General features: G+C 75.6%; 20 protein-coding genes. 16 read left to right on the forward strand and 4 right to left on the reverse strand.

Annotation, left to right across the window (positions count from 1 at the left end):
* Nucleotides 1-13: 13 nt before the first annotated feature.
* Together ychF and ACFCZN_RS13250 are read left to right on the forward strand one after the other, a co-directional pair.
* Nucleotides 14-1,099, forward strand: coding sequence for a redox-regulated ATPase YchF (gene ychF, locus ACFCZN_RS13245; RefSeq protein ID WP_429762555.1), 1,086 nt, complete (start codon nucleotides 14-16; stop codon nucleotides 1,097-1,099).
* A 95-nt stretch (nucleotides 1,100-1,194) separates the two neighbouring features.
* Complete coding sequence (locus ACFCZN_RS13250) at nucleotides 1,195-1,623, forward strand: hypothetical protein (protein ID WP_429762554.1); 429 nt, start codon at nucleotides 1,195-1,197, stop codon at nucleotides 1,621-1,623.
* A gap of 6 nt (nucleotides 1,624-1,629) precedes the next feature.
* Here the strand turns inward: ACFCZN_RS13250 and ACFCZN_RS13255 are convergent, their stop codons facing one another.
* The gene (locus ACFCZN_RS13255) at nucleotides 1,630-1,971 is read right to left on the reverse strand and encodes a YciI family protein (protein WP_429762553.1); all 342 of its coding nucleotides are present in this window, start codon (nucleotides 1,969-1,971) and stop codon (nucleotides 1,630-1,632) included.
* 43 nt (nucleotides 1,972-2,014) lie between these two features.
* Nucleotides 2,015-2,635, reverse strand: a complete 621-nt coding sequence (locus ACFCZN_RS13260; RefSeq protein ID WP_430557085.1) for an ArsR/SmtB family transcription factor — start codon at nucleotides 2,633-2,635, stop codon at nucleotides 2,015-2,017.
* Between the two features lie 70 nt (nucleotides 2,636-2,705).
* Between ACFCZN_RS13260 and ACFCZN_RS13265 the strand changes: the two genes are divergently transcribed.
* The 5 genes from ACFCZN_RS13265 to ACFCZN_RS13285 all read left to right on the forward strand — a co-directional run bounded on the left by ACFCZN_RS13265 (nucleotide 2,706) and on the right by ACFCZN_RS13285 (nucleotide 5,672).
* Nucleotides 2,706-3,281: a dienelactone hydrolase family protein gene (locus ACFCZN_RS13265; protein ID WP_430557086.1), complete on the forward strand. Its 576-nt coding sequence runs from the start codon at nucleotides 2,706-2,708 to the stop codon at nucleotides 3,279-3,281.
* 172 nt (nucleotides 3,282-3,453) lie between these two features.
* Complete coding sequence (locus tag ACFCZN_RS13270) at nucleotides 3,454-3,873, forward strand: oxidoreductase (RefSeq protein ID WP_429762550.1); 420 nt, start codon at nucleotides 3,454-3,456, stop codon at nucleotides 3,871-3,873.
* Between the two features lie 34 nt (nucleotides 3,874-3,907).
* Nucleotides 3,908-4,363 (forward strand): SRPBCC family protein, encoded by a 456-nt coding sequence (locus ACFCZN_RS13275; protein ID WP_430557087.1) that lies wholly within the window; start codon nucleotides 3,908-3,910, stop codon nucleotides 4,361-4,363.
* Nucleotides 4,364-4,443: 80 nt separating this feature from the next.
* A complete protein-coding gene (locus ACFCZN_RS13280) occupies nucleotides 4,444-5,211 on the forward strand; it encodes a phosphatase PAP2 family protein (RefSeq protein ID WP_429762548.1) in 768 nt (255 codons plus the stop codon).
* A gap of 86 nt (nucleotides 5,212-5,297) precedes the next feature.
* On the forward strand, nucleotides 5,298-5,672 hold the full coding sequence (locus ACFCZN_RS13285; protein ID WP_430557088.1) for a hypothetical protein: 375 nt from the start codon (nucleotides 5,298-5,300) through the stop codon (nucleotides 5,670-5,672).
* On the opposite strand, the gene ACFCZN_RS13290 is transcribed toward ACFCZN_RS13285, so the two are convergent.
* Nucleotides 5,636-6,334 (reverse strand): LysE family translocator, encoded by a 699-nt coding sequence (locus tag ACFCZN_RS13290; protein ID WP_429762545.1) that lies wholly within the window; start codon nucleotides 6,332-6,334, stop codon nucleotides 5,636-5,638. The genes ACFCZN_RS13285 and ACFCZN_RS13290 overlap by 37 nt on opposite strands.
* Before the next feature lie 89 nt (nucleotides 6,335-6,423).
* On the opposite strand from ACFCZN_RS13290, the gene ACFCZN_RS13295 reads away from it, so the two are divergent.
* Entirely contained in the window at nucleotides 6,424-6,897 is a 474-nt protein-coding gene (locus ACFCZN_RS13295; RefSeq protein WP_430557089.1) for a GNAT family N-acetyltransferase, read from the forward strand.
* Nucleotides 6,894-7,490, forward strand: a complete 597-nt coding sequence (locus ACFCZN_RS13300; protein ID WP_430557090.1) for a hypothetical protein — start codon at nucleotides 6,894-6,896, stop codon at nucleotides 7,488-7,490. The genes ACFCZN_RS13295 and ACFCZN_RS13300 overlap by 4 nt, the downstream gene beginning before the upstream one ends.
* An 18-nt stretch (nucleotides 7,491-7,508) precedes the next feature.
* Here the strand turns inward: ACFCZN_RS13300 and ACFCZN_RS13305 are convergent, their stop codons facing one another.
* Nucleotides 7,509-7,997 (reverse strand): NUDIX domain-containing protein, encoded by a 489-nt coding sequence (locus ACFCZN_RS13305; RefSeq protein WP_430557091.1) that lies wholly within the window; start codon nucleotides 7,995-7,997, stop codon nucleotides 7,509-7,511.
* Between the two features lie 97 nt (nucleotides 7,998-8,094).
* On the opposite strand from ACFCZN_RS13305, the gene ACFCZN_RS13310 reads away from it, so the two are divergent.
* From ACFCZN_RS13310 to ACFCZN_RS13340, 7 genes are all read left to right on the forward strand, one after another.
* Nucleotides 8,095-8,904, forward strand: a complete 810-nt coding sequence (locus tag ACFCZN_RS13310; RefSeq protein WP_430557092.1) for a GNAT family N-acetyltransferase — start codon at nucleotides 8,095-8,097, stop codon at nucleotides 8,902-8,904.
* A gap of 10 nt (nucleotides 8,905-8,914) precedes the next feature.
* Nucleotides 8,915-9,130: a hypothetical protein gene (locus ACFCZN_RS13315; RefSeq protein WP_430545067.1), complete on the forward strand. Its 216-nt coding sequence runs from the start codon at nucleotides 8,915-8,917 to the stop codon at nucleotides 9,128-9,130.
* A 37-nt stretch (nucleotides 9,131-9,167) separates the two neighbouring features.
* Nucleotides 9,168-12,134 (forward strand): FtsX-like permease family protein, encoded by a 2,967-nt coding sequence (locus tag ACFCZN_RS13320; RefSeq protein ID WP_430557093.1) that lies wholly within the window; start codon nucleotides 9,168-9,170, stop codon nucleotides 12,132-12,134.
* A complete protein-coding gene (locus tag ACFCZN_RS13325; RefSeq protein ID WP_430557094.1) occupies nucleotides 12,134-14,872 on the forward strand; it encodes an FtsX-like permease family protein in 2,739 nt (912 codons plus the stop codon). The genes ACFCZN_RS13320 and ACFCZN_RS13325 overlap by 1 nt, the downstream gene beginning before the upstream one ends.
* An 82-nt stretch (nucleotides 14,873-14,954) precedes the next feature.
* Nucleotides 14,955-15,899 (forward strand): ABC transporter ATP-binding protein, encoded by a 945-nt coding sequence (locus ACFCZN_RS13330; protein ID WP_430557109.1) that lies wholly within the window; start codon nucleotides 14,955-14,957, stop codon nucleotides 15,897-15,899.
* Nucleotides 15,896-16,621 carry an ABC transporter ATP-binding protein gene (locus ACFCZN_RS13335; protein ID WP_430557095.1) on the forward strand — a complete coding sequence of 242 codons (726 nt, stop codon included), beginning with the start codon at nucleotides 15,896-15,898 and terminating at the stop codon, nucleotides 16,619-16,621. The genes ACFCZN_RS13330 and ACFCZN_RS13335 overlap by 4 nt, the downstream gene beginning before the upstream one ends.
* A 211-nt stretch (nucleotides 16,622-16,832) precedes the next feature.
* Nucleotides 16,833-18,512, forward strand: coding sequence for an ABC transporter substrate-binding protein (locus ACFCZN_RS13340; RefSeq protein WP_430557096.1), 1,680 nt, complete (start codon nucleotides 16,833-16,835; stop codon nucleotides 18,510-18,512).
* Nucleotides 18,513-18,599 lie beyond the last annotated feature (87 nt).

Genomic DNA, 18,599 nt, shown 5'->3' on the forward strand with positions numbered 1-18,599 from the left:
AGACTCTCCCGACGTGGCACTCACCATCGGCATCGTCGGCCTGCCCAACGTCGGCAAGTCCACGCTCTTCAACGCCCTGACCCGCAACCAGGTGCTCGCGGCGAACTACCCGTTCGCGACGATCGAGCCCAACGTCGGCGTGGTCCCGCTCCCGGACCCGCGGCTGGACAAGCTCGCGGAGATCTTCGGCAGCGAGCGGATCCTGCCCGCGACGGTGTCGTTCGTCGACATCGCGGGCATCGTCAAGGGCGCCTCGGAGGGCGAGGGGCTGGGCAACAAGTTCCTCGCGAACATCCGCGAGGCGGACGCGATCTGCCAGGTCACGCGGGTGTTCGACGACGGCGACGTCGTCCGTGTCGAGGGCTCGGTGGACGCCGAGGGCGACATCGAGACCATCTCCACCGAGCTGATCCTCGCCGACCTCCAGACGCTGGAGAAGGCGCTGCCGCGGATGGAGAAGGAGGTCAAGATCAAGCGGGGCGACGCCGCGCTGTTCGCGGCCGCCACCACCGCGCAGAAGATCCTCGAGTCCGGGACCACGCTCTTCCAGGGCGCGAAGGCCGAGGGGCTCGACCTCGCCGACGTCGCGTCGCTGCAGCTGCTCACGGCCAAGCCGTTCATCTACGTGTTCAACACCGACGAGGCCGGCCTCGCCGACACGGGGATGCAGCAGCGCCTGCGCGACCTCGTCGCCCCCGCGGACGCCGTCTTCCTCGACGCGAAGTTCGAGTCCGAGCTCGTCGAGCTCGAGCCGGAGGACGCCAAGGAGATGCTCGCCGACTCGGGCCAGGAGGAGGCCGGCCTCGACCAGCTTGCCCGCGTCGGCTTCCACACGCTCGGCCTGCAGACCTACCTCACGGCCGGTCCCAAGGAGTCCCGCGCCTGGACGATCCGCAAGGGCTGGACCGCCCCGCAGGCCGCCGGCGTCATCCACACCGACTTCGAGCGCGGCTTCATCAAGGCGGAGGTCATCTCGTTCGACGACCTCGTCGAGGCCGGTTCCGTGCAGGCCGCCCGCTCCGCCGGCAAGGCGCGCGTCGAGGGCAAGGACTACGTCATGCAGGACGGCGACGTCGTGGAGTTCCGCTTCAACGTCTGACGTCCCGTCCCGATGCCACGGCTCACCCGCGAAGGTGAGCCGTCTGCCCCCTGCGGAGGATCCCGGGGGCGCGCTGAGCCGGTCAGCCTGGAGGCATGGACACCACGACCGACACGCGCCCCCTCGACCGGACCCTCCCGTTCTCCCGCCCCCGCCGGATCGCCGGTGGTGTCGGGGCGCTCGCCCTGGCGGGGCTGGGCGTCGCGCACACGGTCACGAACGCCGTCGGCTTCGCCGCCGACCCGGAGGCCTCCTGGCCGCTCTTCCTGATCTTCGGGGCGGGGCTCAGCCTCGCGCTGTGGGCGATCGCTGCCGTCGCGTGGCGGTACTCGCGTCGTGGGGCCGGGCGGGGCGCGCGCGTCGTCGTCCTCGTCGCCGGAGTCCTCTGCGGCGCTCTGGCCGTCAACGTGCTGCGGGTGCACCCCGAGGTCGTGCTCTCTCCCGCCGGCCCCGGTCCGTGGTCCCTCGTCGCCGGTCCGGCGCTCCTGGTCGCGGCGGCGCTGCCGCGGCGACGGCGGTCGTGAGCGCGCTCAGACGACCCGACGGACCTCCTGAGGCCAGCCGCAGGCTGCGGCGACCCGGCCGCCCCACGCCTTCGCGTCGTCGTCGTCCGCGACGTCGATGATCGTCAGACCGCCGATGCGCTGCTCCGCCGGGGCGAACGGCCCGGCGGTGACCACCGGCGTGCCGCTGGTCGCGTCGGCGGTGAAGGCCGCGGCGTCGTCCTCGTCCACGCCGGCGGCGAACACGAGGACGCCCGCGTCCCTCATGTCGTCCACGACGGCGTTGGCGAGCGGCCCGCGCTCGGCGAACCACGCGGGGTCGTGGTCGCCCACCCACTGCTGGTTGAAGTAGATGAGGTAGTGACTCATCGTCGCTCGTCCCGTCGCGGTCGTCGGACACCTGGGCAGGACGCTACTCCGACCGCCGTCGTCCGGCGACGGCTCCCGTGCCCCGCTCGTCGTGCGACGCCGGTGGGAGCTGCGGGTAGTCCGCGACCGGGTAGACGCCGACGGCGAACCCGTGCACGACGTCGCCGCGGCGGGGGAGGGCGTCGAACTCCTCCACGAGCGCCGCCATGCGCTGCCAGAACTCCTGCTTCTGCGCCTCGTCGATCCGCGCGTGCCGCAGGAAGCCCCACAGCTCTCCCTCGAGGTACGCGGGCCGGGACTCGCGGGCCGCGACCTCGAAGTCGTTGAAGTCCACCGGCCTCGCGCCGTCGGCCCTGTCGCCCGATCCCTCGAGCGCGACGTAGAACAGCCGGGCGGTCCGGCCGTAGAAGGCCTCCTCGACGGCGCGGACCCGGCGCGTCCTGACCACCCGCAGCAGCCCGGCGTCGGCGAGGACCTTCACGTGGTGGGCGACCGTGCTCTTCGGGCGCCCCACCGCGCCGGCGAGCTCGGTGACGCTCGCCGCGCGCTCGTGGAGCAGGCCGAGGATCGTGGTGCGGAGCGGGTTGCCGAGAGCCCGGACCTGGTCGGGGCTGGTCAGGGCGATCCGGTCCTCGAGCTCGTAGTCGGGGGTCTTGCCGTCCATGGTCGACGATACTAACGTTCTGGAACGTTCGATGTATTTGGATCGTACTGCGGATCCTCGAGGAGGGGCCATGGCCGAGATCGTCCTGTTCCACCATTCCCAGGGGCTGACGCCGGGGATCCGGGCGTTCGCCGACGAGCTCGCCGCGGCGGGGCACATCGTGCACGTGCCGGACCTGTTCGACGGCCGGACCTTCGACGACGTCGAGACGGGCGTCGCCCACGCCCAAGAGCTCGGGTTCGACACGGTGATGGCCCGGGGTGTCGCCGCCGCGGAGGACCTCCCCGCGGAGCTCGTCTACGCGGGGTTCTCGATGGGGGTCATGCCGGCGCAGCGGCTCGCCCAGACGCGGCCGGGCGCCGTCGGCGCGCTCTTCGTCGACGCGTGCCTCCCGGTCGAGGAGTTCGGCACCTGGCCGGACGGTCTGCCCGTCCAGATCCACGGCGGCGTGGACGACGACTGGTTCGCGGAGGACCTCGAGTCCGCCCGCGCGCTCGCGGGCTCCGTGCCGACGGCCGAGCTCTTCCTCTACTCGGGCACGGCGCACCTGTTCGCCGACCGGTCGCTGCGGGGGCACGACCCCGCGGCGGCCGCGCTCCTGGGTGAGCGCGCCCTGGCGTTCCTCGACAGCGTGGCCGGTAGTTGAGGCCTGCGAAGTCGTCGCCACCGGGTCGAGCAGGTCGGGCATCGTGGGCTCCCTCGCGTCGTCTCGTCCGCCGTCGTGCCCGAGTGAGGCAGTGCGACGGCCGGAAATCACCGATCGTGTGAATCCCGATTCACACGGTGTCGACGGGTGCGCGGAGTGGATACTGGGAGGCATGACCCTGTACGACGACGTCGGGGGCTTCGACGTCCTGCTGGCGGTGTGCCGCCGCTGGAACGCGCTCTGCCTCGCCGACCCGGTGGCGGCGCACCCGTTCTCGCACGGCACGCTGCACCCGCAGCACGACGAGCGCCTCGCCGCGTACCTGGCCGAGGCGCTCGGCGGACCGCGCCTGTACACCGGCGGCTACGGGGACGAGTCGACGGTGCAGCGCATGCACGCGGGCAACGGGGAGCACGCGGAGCTCGACGAGGCGTGCGTCGGACTGTTCCGCCGGGCGCTGGACGACGTCGGCGTCGCGGCGCCCGTGGCCGCGAGGCTGGGCGAGTTCTTCGAGCGGCAGACGGTCGCGATGCGCGTCTACGGCCGCAGCCGCGACGACGTGCCCGCGAGGCTGCCCCTGCCGCGGGCGTGACGGCGCTCGGGAGCGGTGGGCCTACCATCGCCGGGTGCCGACCATCACGCTGACCACCGAGATCCCGGCGTCCCCGCAGGCGTGCTTCGCGGCGAGCCTGTCCGTGGACGTGCACACGGCGTCGATGCGCCGCTCGGGGGAGCGGGCGGTGGCGGGCGTGACGTCGGGCGTCATGGGGCCCGGCGACACGGTGACGTGGCGGGCGCGTCACTTCGGCATCCCGTTCCGCATGACGTCGCGCATCAGCGCTCACGACGCCCCGCACTGGTTCGTCGACGAGCAGGTGGCCGGGCCGTTCCGCCGCTGGTGGCACGAGCACCGGTTCGAGGCGACGCCCGGCGGCACCCGGATGACGGACACGGTGGAGTTCGCCGCCCCGGCCGGGCCGCTGGGGCGGCTGGTGGAGCGGCTGGTGCTCACCCGGTACATGACGCGCCTGCTGCGCACCCGCAACGCGTGGCTCGCGTCGGCGCTGGCGCCGCGCGCCTGACCGGGGCCGACGGAGGACGTGCGGCACACCACACGCGCTCGACCAGGTGATGCCCAGCCGGGCTGCTTACCCTGGGCGCGATGTTGCTCCAGGCTCCTGATGCGCCCGCGCGCGCCCTCGACAGCTCGCGCGTCGCTACCCGAGCCGGGCACTCCCGGCAGCCGGAGGACCCGCTCGGCCGGCTGACCTCGGCGCCCGCCCTCCTCGTGGGGCTGGTGGTGGTGACGCTCCTGGCGGCCGGCCCGTTCCGGGGCGTCGACGAGGACGCGCACGGGTACTGGGCCAGGTTGTTGACGCCGGGGCTGCAGCCCTTCATCCAGCACGTGCTCGACCCGATCGCCGGGCAGGCGGTCTGCCTGCCGGTCCTGCTGGCCGTCGCGGCCACCCTCTCGTGGCGGCACCGCACGTGGCGCCCGTTGTGGTGCGCGGCCATGGCCGAGCTGGCGTTCTACGGAGGTGTGGGGTTGCTCAAGGTGGTCCTCGCGCGGCCGGCGCCCACGACGGACGACGCCGACCTGTTCGACGGCGGGCTGCGCCCCCTCGGCTGGGCCGGCATCAGCTTCCCGTCGGGCCACGCGGCCGAGGCGGTGCTGATCTACGGCACGGCCGTCTACCTCGTCGGGCGCTGGACGAACGCGTCGTCGCGCACGATGACGACCCTGCGCCTCGGCGTCGGCCTGGTCGCGCTCAACGCGGTCGCGGTGTCCTACTACCTCGGCTGGCACTGGATCAGCGACCTGGTGGGCGGGCTGCTGGTGGGCGGGCTGCTGCTGCGCCTGCTGGTCGAGGCGGACCGGCGCGGCTGGTGGCTGCGACCCCGGCGCGCGGTCGTCGCCCGGCACCTCTGAGCGCCGCTGCCGGACCGGCCCCCCGACGCCGTCTCCGTGCGTCGGACGGGCTTGCGCGGCCTCCGCAGGCCTGGGAACGTCGGCGGATGAGCCGACCCGCACCCGTGCCCCCGACGCGGGGCCGTCATCTCGCCTCGTTCGTCGGCGGACTCCTCGTGGCCAACAGCGCGCCGCACCTGGCGTCGGCCGCGACGGGACGGGAGCACCTCACCCCGCTGGCGGGACGCGGGTCGTCGCCGCTGGTCAACCTCGTGTGGGGCGCGGCCAACCTGGCCGGCGGCCTGGCGCTCGTGCGTGCGGCGACCGGCCCGGGCCGGCGCTGGGACCGGCGGCTCGTGGCGTTCGAGCTGGGTGCCGTGACGTTCGCCGCCTGGATGGCCGCGAGCGAGGGGTTGGCGCCGATGAACTCGGTGCCGCGCGGCGATCAGACCACGACCGCGGTGCCGGCCAGCGCCAGGTAGATCCCGCCGGACGCGCGGCCCAGCCTGCGCCGGGCGCGCTCCGACCCGCGCAGCCGCCACGACATCCGGTCGGCGAGCAGGACGTACGAGGAGTCCACCAGGGCGGCGAGACCGACGAAGAGGCCGCCGAGGAGCGCCAGCTGCGGCGCGACGGCCCCGCGCGCCGGGTCGGCGAACTGCGGGAGGAAGGCCAGGAAGAACAGGGCGGTCTTCGGGTTGAGGACGTCGACCAGGACGCCGTCCGCGAAGAGCCGCCAGCGGCGCGGCGACGCCGGCGCGGCGCCCTCGCCGGTGGCGTCGCCCGGGGCCGTGGCCCGGGTCCGGGCCGCGCGCAGCTCGCGGACCCCGAGCCACACCAGGTAGGCGGCGCCGGTCCAGCGCACCACGTCGAACAGCGCCGGCGACCGCGCCAGCAGGGCGGCCAGCCCGGCCGCCGCGGCCACCACGTGCAGGGCGGCACCCGTCTCCAGGCCGGCCATCGAGTACAGGCCGGCGCGGCGTCCGTGGGCGGTGGAGCGCGCGACGACGTACACGATCGACGGGCCGGGGGCGGCCAGCGTCGCGAGGGAGGCGCCGAGGAAGCCGAGCAGCGCGGCGTAGCTCGGCAGCAGCGCCGTCACCGACTCCACCGCCTGCGTCACCTGCATCGCCTGCACGGTCATGGTGGGGAAGGAGGGTGCCGGACTGTTGTCGGTGACATCCTTCGGCGTTCGCGTGGCCCGCGCGGGCGCCCCGGGCGAGGATCGTCTCCATGGCGGGATGGACGGTCGTGCAGGTCACGGACCCGGCGGAGCTGGTCGCGGCGTCGTACCTCTTCGATCGCCCGGTCTCGCCGGAGGGCGCGGCGGACACGCTGCGCCGCCCGGGCCACGTCGTGCTGCTGGCGCGCGCGGCCGACGGGAGCGACGTCGGGTTCGTGTCGGGGGTGGAGATGCGCCACCCGGACAAAGACGCGGAGCTCTTCCTGTACGAGCTGGGCGTCGACGCGGCGTGGCGCCGCCAAGGGGTGGCGACGGCGTTGCTCGCGGCGTTGCGGGACGTGGCCCTCGCCCGCGGGTGCCGCGGCATGTGGACCGGCACCGAGGCGGACAACGCCGCGGCGCTCGCCACCTACCGCGCGGCGGGGGCGGACGTCGACGACGGGTCGGTCTTCGTGGTCTGGGACGACCTGGCCGGGGGCAGCTCCACGGGCGCGGGGCGGACCGACGGCGGGAGCGTGGGATGACAGGGCTCGGTGCGACGCTGCGGCGCGCCTGGGGGGAGTTCGTCGGGCCGGAGGCGACGCCGACGAACCACGCGCTGACGGCCGCGACGACGGCCGTCGGGGCGGTGGCGGCCCCGCTGGTCGCCCGGACCCGCGGCGCAGGGCGGGCCCGGGCAGGTGCGGCCTGCCTGCTCGCCGTCGACCTCTGGGGCGGCGCCTACGTCAACAACACGCGGGCCTGTGCGCGGTGGTACGAGCGGCCGGGACAGGGGGCCGCGGCCCACTACGGGTTCGCGGCGCTGCACGTGCACCCGGCGGCGGTGGCGTGGCTCGACGCGAGGGCGGAAGGGCCCCCGCGTCGGGTGCCCCCGGCGGCATGGGCCGTCGCCCAGTACGCCTACCTGATGGCGGCGACGGTCGTCGTCCGCCGCAACCCCGCGCGACGGCGCGCGCTCGGCGTCGCGCTCACCGCCGGTGGCCTGGCGCTGGACGCCGTGCTGGGCCCGTCGCGCGTCGCGCCCTGGTTCGCATGGACGTACTACCCGAAGCTGCTGCTGGGCCACGCGTCGGCCGCCCTGTGGTCGGACGCCGACCTGGCAGGCGCCCGCCCCTGACGCCCGGCGCCGTCCCGATCAGTCCCAGACGCCGCGGCGCCCGGCGACCAGGGCGTCGAGCATCGGCACGTGCGGGCCGAAGAGGGGCTCGGGCAGGGCGTCGAGGGCGAACCAGCCCAGCGCGCGCGTCTCGGCGCCGTCGACCGTGAGCTCCCCGGACAGCGCGCGGGCGACGAACACCGTGACGACCGACTGGACGACGTCGCCGTTCGGGTAGGTGTGGGGCCGGGCGCCGGAGAAGACGCCGAGGAGGGCGTGGGGCTCGACGTCCAGCCCGGTCTCCTCGCGCGTCTCGCGGACGGCGGCCTCCGCGACCGTCTCGCCCAGGTCCAGGGCGCCGCCGGGCAGGCCCCACGGCCCGCCGGGCTCGCCGCGCTGCTGCAGCAGGACCCGCGTCGCGCCGTCCGCGCCGTCCCGCAGGACGGCGCAGCAGGCGGCGGGCAGGAAGATCGGGTCGTGGCCGACCAGGGCGCGCAGACGGTCGACGTAGCCGTCGCGCTCGGTCATGGGCGCCGATGCTAGCGGACCGGAAGCCCATGCCCGCTCCATGCATCCCCGTGAAAACCGTTGCCCCGCGTGCCCGGGCTCTGGAAGGGTGTCCGCCGTGAACGCACCTGCTGCCGACGTCGACGTCGCGCGCCTCCTCGCCGCCTACGACGACCAGCTGAGGACCGACGCCGAGACACCGAGCGCCGTCGCCGTGACCCGCCTCGGACCGTTGCGCCTCGTCACGTTCACGGGCAGGCGCGGCTTCGTCACCTACCGCGATCTCGGCGGCGCCGACGCGGCGACGATCCGGGGGTTCGTCGCCGCGGCCCTCGCGCACTTCCGCGACGACGCCACGATCACGAACGCCGAGTGGAAGACCCGTGGTCACGACGTCGCCCCCGGCCTGCACGAGGCCCTGGTCGACCACGGCTTCCTGCCCCAGGAGCCGGAGTCGATCATGATCGGCGACGCGCGGCTCCTCGTCGCGGACGTCCCGCTGCCGGCCGGCGTCACCCTGCGCCGCGTCACCGCGGAGGCGGACGTGCGCGCCATGTCCGCGATGGCGGACGAGGTCTTCGGGGACGACCCGGCCACGTCGGGGCACGCCGACCAGATCCTCCGGCGCCAGGAGCGCGACCCCGAGATGGAGCTGTGGGTCGCGGAGGCGGACGGGCAGATGGTCAGCGCCGGCCGGCTCGAGCCCGTGCCCGGCACCGAGTTCGCCGGGCTCTGGGGCGGGTCGACCCGCCCCGAGTGGCGGGGGCGCGGCATCTACCGCGCGCTGACCGCGGCGCGCGCCCGATCCGCCGTCGAGCGCGGCAAGACGTACCTGCACAGCGACTCGACCGAGTTCTCCCGCCCCATCCTGGAGCGCTCCGGCCTGGTCAAGGTCTCCACCACCACGCCCTTCGAGTGGCGTCGCTGAGGGGGACTCCGTGGGCCTCGAGGACGACCCGTTCGAGCACCGGGTCACCAAGGACGGCAAGGTGCTCGTGAGCCGCGGCGGCCGCCCGGTCGTCACGGTCGCGGGGGCGCGCGCCGCCCGCCTGGCCGCGCTGCTCGGCCGCGACCCCGAGACCGACCAGGAGCTGCTGGCCCGCGCGACGGGCAACTACCGGCGCGGCAACGAGAAGCGGGGGCACCGCCCGTGACCGCGGCCCGCGGAGCGCACGCCGTCGGGGCGGGCCGGTGAGCCGCGCCCGGCTGCTGGCACGCCGCTCGGGCGCACGCCGCGGGCTGCTGGTCCTCGTCGCGCTGCTCGTCGCCACCGTCGCGGCGGCGCTCGGCACCGCCGTCGGAGCGGTCCGCGCCGCCGAGGCGGACGTCGTCCACGACGGGCTGACCCGGGGCGACGTCCCGGCCGAGGTGCAGGTGACCACCCGGCTCGCCCCGCAGGCGGACGCCGCGGCACAGGACGCCGCGCTGCGCAGCGACGTCGACGCGCTCTTCGCCCCAGCGCCGTACGACCTGGTCCGCGAGGAGGTGCCCGACGACGACTCCGACGACCCGTTCGTGCGCTGGACGCTCACGCCCGACGTCGCCGCCATCGGCACCGCCGACCTCGCCGTCCTCGCCGCCGGGTCCGACGCGCTCCTCGAGACGGTCCTCGCCGACGACGCCGTCGCCGTGCGCGGCGCGACGGTGACCGGGGACCTCGGGGAGCGGGCCGCCGACGCGGCCGCCGCGGCCGCCGCGGCGTCGGCCGTGGCCCTCGTCCCGATGCTGGTGCTGGCGCTGGCGGGCGCGGTCGCGGTCGCCCAGGTGGCGCGGCTGCTCGCGGCCACCCGGGCGGGGGAGGTGCACCTCCTGGTCTCGCGCGGGGCGTCGGCGGGCCAGCTGACGGCGGCCGCGGCGTCCGAGGCGGTCCTGGTGGTGGTGGTCGGCGCGGCGCTGGGTGCGGGCGCGGCGGCGGCCGTGCTGGCGGCCCAGGGCACCCTCGCCGGATCCTTCGCGGGGACGCTGGCGCCCTCGGTAGTGGCGACGGCGGCGGGTGCGCTGCTCCTGCTGGTGGCGGTCGGCGGCCTGCAGGCCCGGGCCGCCGCGGCGCTGCGAGACACGGACCGGTCGGGTCGTGCGCGGCGGGCCGCCACGTGGGGGACCGTCGTGCTGGTGGCGGTGGCCGCCGGGGTCACCACGTGGCTGCTGCGGCGGTACGGCTCGCCCCTCGTCCCCACGCCCGACGGCGGCCAGACCGACCCGGCGGCCGCCGCGGCGCCCGCTCTCGTCCTCGCGGCCGCGGCCGTCGTGGCGGTGGCGCTGCTGGGCCCGCTGTCGCGGGCCTGGGCGGCGCTCACCGCGCGCCGCCCGGGCACGCGGGTGCTCGCGGCGCGGCAGGTGGCCCGGCGGCTCGCGGTCACGGCGGTGCCCGTGGTCCTGGTGGTGGTGGCCGCGGGGAGCGCGGTGCTCGCGTCCGCGTACACAGGGACCGGTCAGCACCTGCGGGCGGCGGCCGCCGGCGTGGCCGCGGGCAGCGACGTGCGGGTCGTCGCGACGGAGGGGGCGCCCGGGCCGGCCGCGATGTACGCGGCGCTGCCGGGGGCGGCGGACGCCGCCCCCGTGCGGGTGTCCGAGGCGGTCGTGGACGGCATCCCCCTGACCACCACGGGCGTGCCGCCCGACCGGGTCGCCGCGGTGGCCCGCGGGCCGCACGGGCAGCAGGGCGTCGACGAGATCGCGGCGGCGCTGGACGGCCCCGGCCCGTACGCGGACAACCCCCGGCTCCCGGCCGGCACGACCGGGTTGGTGCTGCGCGCCACTGGGCAGTACTACGTCGTCGACGAGGCGGCCACGGCAGAGGCGGCCACGGGCGCGGCGGGCGGCGAGCCCGCGACCTGGGCGTCCCTCGAGGAGGCGACCGCGTCGGCGCCGTCCGAGCGGGGGCAGCTCCTCGTGCTCGAGGACTCGACGATCACCCTCCGGCTCTGGCTCGCCGACGCGGACGGACAGGTCGTCGGCGTCGACGTCGAGGAGCTCGACGTGGACCTCGACGGCGACCCCGGCGGCGGGCGGGTCGACACCCGCCCCATCGGCCCCGACGAGAGCACGGTCGAGCTCCGGGCCGACGTGCCGGCCGCGCCCCCGGGCACCGACGGCGCGCCGGGAGCGTGGACCGTCGTCGCGCTCGACACCCGGCTGCCGAGCTCGCCGAGCGCGCTCACCACGCTGCGGCTCTCCGTGGACGGGCTGGACGCCACCACCGAGGAGGGCGCGACGGCTGAGATCGACGTCGCCGGCGCCGACTGGGCCCCCGCCCGCGACGACCCGAACGTCGCCTTCGGTGCCCGACCGGGCACGGGCCTGAGCTTCGCGGCCCAGGCCGACCACGAGGCGATGCCCTCGCCGTTCCGCGCGATGGTGGCGGGCTCCGGACGGCAGCCGGCCCGCGCCGTCCTGTCCCAGGACCTGGCCAGGCTGCTCGACGTCACCACCGGGGGCACGACGGAGGTGCCGCTGGGCGAGGGCGGGCGGCTGCCCGTGCAGGTGGTCGACGTCGTGGACGTCGTGCCGGGCTCCCTGCACCAGGGTGCGGCGATGGTGCGGCTCGACGAGCTCCAGGCGGCGTCCCTGCACCTCGCGACGGTGGTCCCCGGGGCCGCCGAGACGTGGGTCCGTGCCGCGCCCGGCGGCGACGTCGACCGGCTGGCGGCGGCCGCCCAGGACGCCGCCGGGACGGTGCCGGTCCAGATCACGACGTCGACCGGGTCGGAGGGGGCCGACGCCGCGGGGCCGGTGCGCCAGGCGTTCGGGGTCGCCGCGCTCGCGGCCGCGGCGCTCGCCCTGGTCGGCGTGGGTGCCGTGAGCGTGGCCGGCGTGCGGGAGCGGCGCGGCGAGGTCGCGGTGCTCCGCGCCGTCGGGCTCCCGCCCCGGGCGCAGGGGGCGAGCCGCGCGACGGAGCTGGCCGTCGTCACGGCCGCCGCGCTGGTCGCGGGGCTCCTGGCCGGGTGGGCCCTGGCGGCCGCGACGGTGCCGGGCCTGGCCGCGGCCACGCTCACCGGGTTCGCCGTCGTCCCGACCCCGGACACGGCGTACTCGCCCGCGGCGGCGCTCGTGCCCGGCGGCGTCCTCGTCGCGGGTCTGGCCGCCGTCGCGTTGGTCGTGGGGGCCGCGGTCGCCGCGCAGGCGCGCGACGGCGGCTACCGGGAGGAGGTGCGCTGATGCTGTGGCTGCTGCTGCGCCGCCACCTGCGCTCCGCGTGGGGGACCGCGCTGGTCCTCGCCGTCGTGACCGTGCTCGGGGCGGGCGCCGCCACCGTCGCCACCCGCGCGATCGGCGAGATGCGCTCGGAGCAGGTCACCTACGCCACCGAGCAGCTCTCGCCCCAGCGCCGGGACGTCTCGTCCCGGTCGTCGGTGGTCCCCGGCGGGGGGCTGTCGGCCACCGACGCCGTCATGACCGGGCCGGCGAGCGAGCCCGCCGTGCCGCCCGAGCCCCAGTGGGACGAGTTCCTCGACGGCATGGTGCGGCTGCGCGACGAGCGGCCGCAGCCGCTGCGCGACGTGCTCGGCGAGCCGTCGTTCGCCGTCTCCTCCCGGAAGACGGTGACCGAGCAGGTGCCCGGGTCCGGGATCCAGGTCCCGCAGGTCGTGATGCGGGCGTCGGCGCGGATGACCGAGGACCTGCGGCTCGTCGAGGGCGAGTGGCCCGCCGCGACCCCGGTGGTCACGAGCTTCAACGGGCCGGAGGGCGATGAACCCGTGCAGGTGGTCCTGTCGAGCTCGGCCGCCGAGACGCTCGGGTGGGAGCTCGGCGGCACCTACGCCGTGGACGTCTGGAAGTTCCCCCCGCTGCGCGTCGTCGGGCTCACCGAGCCCGTCGACCCCGGTGCGAGCACCTGGTACCACCAGCCGTTCGGTCGCGACGCCCAGCTGAGCGTGACCGCGGACGGCGCCACCATCGCGACGGCGGCCGTCTACGTCGACCCGGCGATGATCGGCTCCCTCGCCTTCCGGGAGGCGCAGACCGAGCTCTGGTACCCCGTGACGGTCGCAGGGCTCCGGTCCGACGACGTCGCGCTCCTCGCCGACCAGGTGCGCGGTCTCACGCACGAGACGCTGGCCGTGGTGCCCGGTGACCCGGTGGTCCTGCAGGCGCGCACCGCCCTCTCGGACGTGCTCGACGCGCTCCTGCGGGAGCGCGTGACCACCGACGCCGTCCTCGCGGTGCTGGTGGTGGGCCCGCTCGGCGCGCTCGCCGCGGTCGTGGTGCTGGCGACACGCCTGGTCGTGGAGCGGCGCCGGTCGGCGCTCGCGGTGCTGCTCGCGCGCGGCGCGACCGGCGCCCGGCTGCGGCTGCTCACGGCGTGCGAGGGCCTCGCCGTCAGCCTGCCGGCCGCCGTCGTCGGCGTGCTGCTCGGCCTCCTGGTCCGCCCCGGCGCCGTGACCGGGACCCAGCTGACGTGGGCCGTCGCGGCGGCGCTGGCGCCGGCCGTGGCGGCCGCCGCCGTGACGGTGCCGCGCTCGCTGCGCGGCGAGCGGAGGGACCTCGCCGCGGGCAAGAGCGGACCGTGGCGGCGGACGGCGGAGCTCGCGGTGGTCGGCGTCGCGGCGCTCGCGGCGGTGCTCCTGGCGCGCCGCGGCGTCGTCGGGGGTGCGGGAGACGGCGGGGTCGACCCGCTGGTGGCGGCCACCCCGCTGCTCGTGGCCGCCGCTGCCGCCCTGGTCGCCGTGCGCCTGATCCCGCTGCTGGCGCGCGGCCTCGAGCGGCTGCTGTCCCGGCGCCGCGACCTGGTGCCGTTCCTGGGGGCGGCCAGGGCCACCCGTGCCCCGGCCGGCGGCGTCGTGCCCGCGCTCGCCCTGGTGCTCGCGGTCTCCGTGGGGGCCTCGTCGGCGGTGCTGCTGTCGACCGTGGACGCCGGCGTGGCGCGCCAGGCGCACGTCGAGCTGGGGGCCGACCTGCGGGTCTCGGGACCCGCGCTGGGCGAGGAGACCGTGACGACGCTGCGCGAGGTGGACGGCGTCACGGCGGTGGCGACGGCGTCCCGCGTGCCCGAGACCGGCCACCTGAGGTCGGCCGACGGACGGACCCGCTCGGTGCAGGTGGTCGCCGTGGACGCGGTGGAGCTCGCCGCCGTGCAGGCCGAGGTGCCGGACGCCCCGCTCGACGTCGCGGAGCTGTCCCGCCCGGCCGCAGACGGCGCCCTGCCGGTCCTTTCGCTGCGGGTCCCGGAGGTCGCGGCGGGCACCACCGGGCTCGTCCTCGACCTGCAGGACGAGAGCGCCGACGTCGTGGTGGCCGGCGCGACGGACCGGGTGCCCGGCGTGATCGACGCGCCGTCGACACTCGTGCTCGACGCGGGCGTCCTCGCCGGCCCGCTCGACTACGCGACCGAGCCGCGCACCGCCCTCGTGGCGCTCGACGCTGGCGCGGACCCGGCGCGGGTCGCCGCGGCGCTGCGCGACGCCGTGCCGGGCGCCACCGTCGACGACCGCACGACGGTCGCCGCGGAGCTCCTGGAGTCGCCGGCGGCCCGGGGGATCGCGACCGGGGCGCGGGTCTCCGTCGCCCTGGCGGGCGTGCTGGTCGCGCTCACCGTGGCCCTCACCCTGGTGCTGGCCGCCCCGGACCGGGAGCGCCTGCTCGCGGTGCTGCGCTCGATGGGGGTGCGGCGCTCGGAGGCGCGCGGGCTGGTCGCGTGGGAGGTGGCGCCCTGGGCCCTGGGCGCGCTCCTCGTGGGGGCGCTGGTCGGGGTCGCGGTGCCCGCCCTGCTGCGTGCCCGCGTGGACCTGACCGCGCTGACCGGGGGCGGGCCGCAGCCCGCGCTCGCGGTCGACCCGGTGCTCGTGCTGGGGGGAGCGGTCGGCTTCGTGGCGACGGTGGTCGTCGGAGCCGTGCTGGCGGCGGTCGCGGGGCGTCGCGGCGCGACGCCGGAGCGGTTGCGGGAGGCGGCGGAATGAGGGAGGACGGCTGATGGGCGACGGCGACGACGATGACGACACGGTGGCGACGACACGGTGGCGACGGGACGGTGGTGACGCGATGGTGGTGACCGAGGAGGGGGCAGGCCGGCCCGCGGCCGACGCCGCCCGGTCGGAGCCCGGCGAGATCCGCTGCCGAGGGCTGGTGCGCATCTTCGCCACGGACGGCATCGAGGTGCAGGCGCTGCAGGGGCTGGACCTCACCGTCGACCGCGGGGGACTGGTCGCCGTGGTCGGGGCGTCGGGCTCGGGCAAGTCGACGCTGCTCAACATCCTGTCCGGCATGGACCTGCCGACGGCGGGCTCCGCGGTGGTCGCGGGCACGGACCTGCTGGCGATGACGCGGCGCGACCGCGTGCGCTACCAGCGCTCCACCGTCGGGTTCGTCTGGCAGCAGACCGGGCGGAACCTGCTGCCGTACCTCACGGCGGCCGAGAACGTCCGGGTGCCGCTCGAGATCGCGCGCTCCGGCTCCCGGGCCGCGCGCGCGGCGCGCGTCACCGAGCTGCTCGAGCTGCTCGACGTCGGGCACGTGGCGGACCGGCGGCCGGGCCAGATGTCGGGCGGGCAGCAGCAGCGGGTCGCGATCGCCGTCGCGGTGGCGGGCGCGCCGCGCGTGCTGCTGGCGGACGAGCCCACGGGGGAGCTGGACGAGGCGACGAGCGTCGAGGTGCTCGAGGCGCTGCGCGGGGTGAACGCGGCGACCGGGGTGACGACGCTGATCGTCACGCACGACCCGGCCGTCTCGGAGCACGTCGCGCGGACGGTGCAGATCCGTGACGGGCGCACGTCCACGGAGGTGCTGCGCCGCACGGAGGTGGACGAGGACGGCGCGCAGCGGCACGTCGCGGAGGAGTTCGCGGTGCTGGACCGCGTGGGGCGCCTGCAGCTGCCGCAGGACTTCGTCAGCGCCCTGGCCCTGCGGGACCGGGTGCGCCTCGCCCTGGAGCCCGACCACGTCGAGGTCCGGCCGGACGGCCGCCGGGGACCGGGGGAGCGGCGATGAGCGTCACGACGACGACGGTGCTGCGCGCGGAGGGCGTCTCGCGCGTCTACGGCAGCGGCGCGGGCGAGGTGCGGGCGCTGGAGGACGTGTCCGTCGAGGTCGGAGCCGGCGAGCTCGTGGTGGTGGTGGGGCCGTCAGGCTCCGGCAAGTCGACGCTGCTGCACCTGCTCGGCGGGCTCGACCGCCCGACCACGGGGACGGTGCACCTCGGCGCCGACCCCACGGCACCGGGCGGCCCGGGCGCCGTCGAGCGCGAGCTGGGCGGCCTGGACGAGGACGAGCTGCACGCGGTGCGCCGCACCGAGATCGGCTTCGTGTTCCAGTCGTTCGGGCTGATCCCGGTGCTGTCGGCGGCCGAGAACGTGGAGGTGCCCCTGCGCCTGGCACGGGTCGACGCCGCCGAACGGGCGGCCCGGGTCGCGGAGGCGCTCGAGGCGGTCGGCCTCGCGGACCACGCCGAGCAGCGCCCGGACGAGCTCTCGGGCGGGCAGCAGCAGCGGGTCGGCGTGGCGCGGGCGCTCGTCGCCCGTCCGCGGGTGCTGCTCGCCGACGAGCCGACCGGCCAGCTGGACTCGACGACGGCCGCCCGCGTCATGGCGCTGCTGCGCGACCTGGTGCACTCGCGCGGGGTGGCCGCCGTCGTGGCGACCCACGACCCGGAGCTGGTGGCCATGGCGGACCGCGTCCTCGTGGTCCGCGAGGGCCGGTTGGTGACGGTATGACGGCGTCCGGGGCCGGCCGCCGGTCGTGTCCCTGAGGTTGCGCCCAGATACCGGATTGGTCACGGTTCCGGGCGCAAAGCGGGCGAAGGGTATGTCCGGGCCCTGAACCGTGACTAGAGTCACCCGCGCACAGTGCAGTGCGCGGGCACACGCGCCTGCACCTCACCGAGGGGTGATCCCCGCCGGTGAGCGACTCAACTCAGGAGGACACGTGACACCTCGACGACGACTTGCAGGCATCGGGGCCTTCACCCTCGCCTCGGCCCTGGTGCTGTCCGCGTGCGGTGGCGGTTCGGGCGACGACCCCGAGGCCGGCGGGGGCGGTTCCGACGCCGGCATCATCACCGTGCAGAACGGCGAGCCGCAGAACCCGCTCATCCCCACGATGACGAACGAGACCAACGGCTCGCTGGCCATCTCGAACATCTTCGCGGGCCTCGTCTACTACGACGCCGACGGCCAGACGCAGAACGACATGGCGGAGTCCATCGAGTCTGACGACAACCAGACGTGGACGATCACCATCAAGGACGGCTGGACGTTCACCGACGGCTCGAAGGTGACGGCGCAGAGCTACGTCGACGCCTGGAACTACGGCGCGTACGGGCCCAACGCCCAGAACCTCAGCTACTTCTTCGAGCCGATCGAGGGCTTCGCGGACGTGAACTTCGCGGAGGACCAGCTGCAGGAGGACGGCAGCCCGAAGGAGGGCGAGAAGCCCGCCTCGGAGACCATGAGCGGCCTCAAGGTCGTCAGCGACACCGAGTTCACGGTCAAGCTCGCCCAGCCCGAGTCGGACTTCCCGATCCGCCTGGGCTACTCCGCGTTCATGCCGCTCCCGGAGGCGTTCTTCGACAACCCGGACGCGTTCGCCGACAAGCCGATCGGCAACGGCCCGTACCAGGTCGAGAACTGGACGCACAACGAGGTCATCGAGTTGCGCCCGAACCCCGACTACCAGGGCGAGCGCAAGGCGCAGAACGACGGCGCCGACCTGGTCGCTTACACCGAGGAGGACACGGCGTACAACGACCTCCTCGGCGGTCAGCTCGACATCGTGAAGAACGTGCCGTCGTCGTCGTTCGCGACGTTCGAGGACGAGCTGGGCGACCGCGCGGTCAACCAGCCCGCGGCCGTCATCCAGGTCGTCAACGTCCCGGAGTACGTCAAGGAGTTCCAGGGCGACGCGGGCGTGCTGCGCCGCCAGGCCATCTCCATGGCGATCGACCGTGACCAGATCACCGAGACGATCTACAACGGCACCCGCACCCCGGCGAAGGACTTCACGTCGCCGGTCATCGACGGCTGGTCCGACCAGATCGAGGGCAACGAGGTGCTCGAGTACAACCCCGACGAGGCCAAGAAGCTCTGGGACCAGGCCGAGGGCGAGGACCCGGTCGGCAAGGACTTCACGCTGCAGATCGCCTCGAACGCCGACTCCGACCACCAGACCTGGGTGGACGCCGTCTGCAACAACGTCCGCAGCACGCTCGGCATCGGGTGCGAGTTCGACCCGTACGCCACCTTCGACGAGTTCCTCGACGCGCGTGACAACAAGGAGATCAAGGGCCTCTTCCGTGGCGGCTGGCAGGCCGACTACCCGGCGCTGAGCAACTTCCTCGGGCCGATCTACGGCACGAACGCCGGCTCGAACGACATGGGCTACTCGAACAAGGAGTTCGACGCCAAGCTCAAGGAGGGCAACGGCGCGACCGACCCGGAGGCCGCGATCAAGGCCTACCAGGAGGCGCAGACCATCCTGTTCGGTGACATGCCTGGTATCCCGCTGTGGTACCAGAACGCCACCGGCGGCTTCGGCGAGGACGTCGAGAACGTCACCTTCGGCTGGGACAGCGACCCGATCCTGTACCAGGTCACGAAGCAGGGCTGACGCCCGATTCGGTGACGGCCGGCCGCGTCCGGTAGGTTCGCGGCCGGCCCGCCGACGTCCGGAGGGCAGGGTGTGCCGACGCAGCAC

Source organism: Isoptericola sp. NPDC056134, assembly GCF_042264825.1.
In the GTDB taxonomy this organism is placed as follows: domain Bacteria; phylum Actinomycetota; class Actinomycetes; order Actinomycetales; family Cellulomonadaceae; genus Isoptericola; species Isoptericola nanjingensis.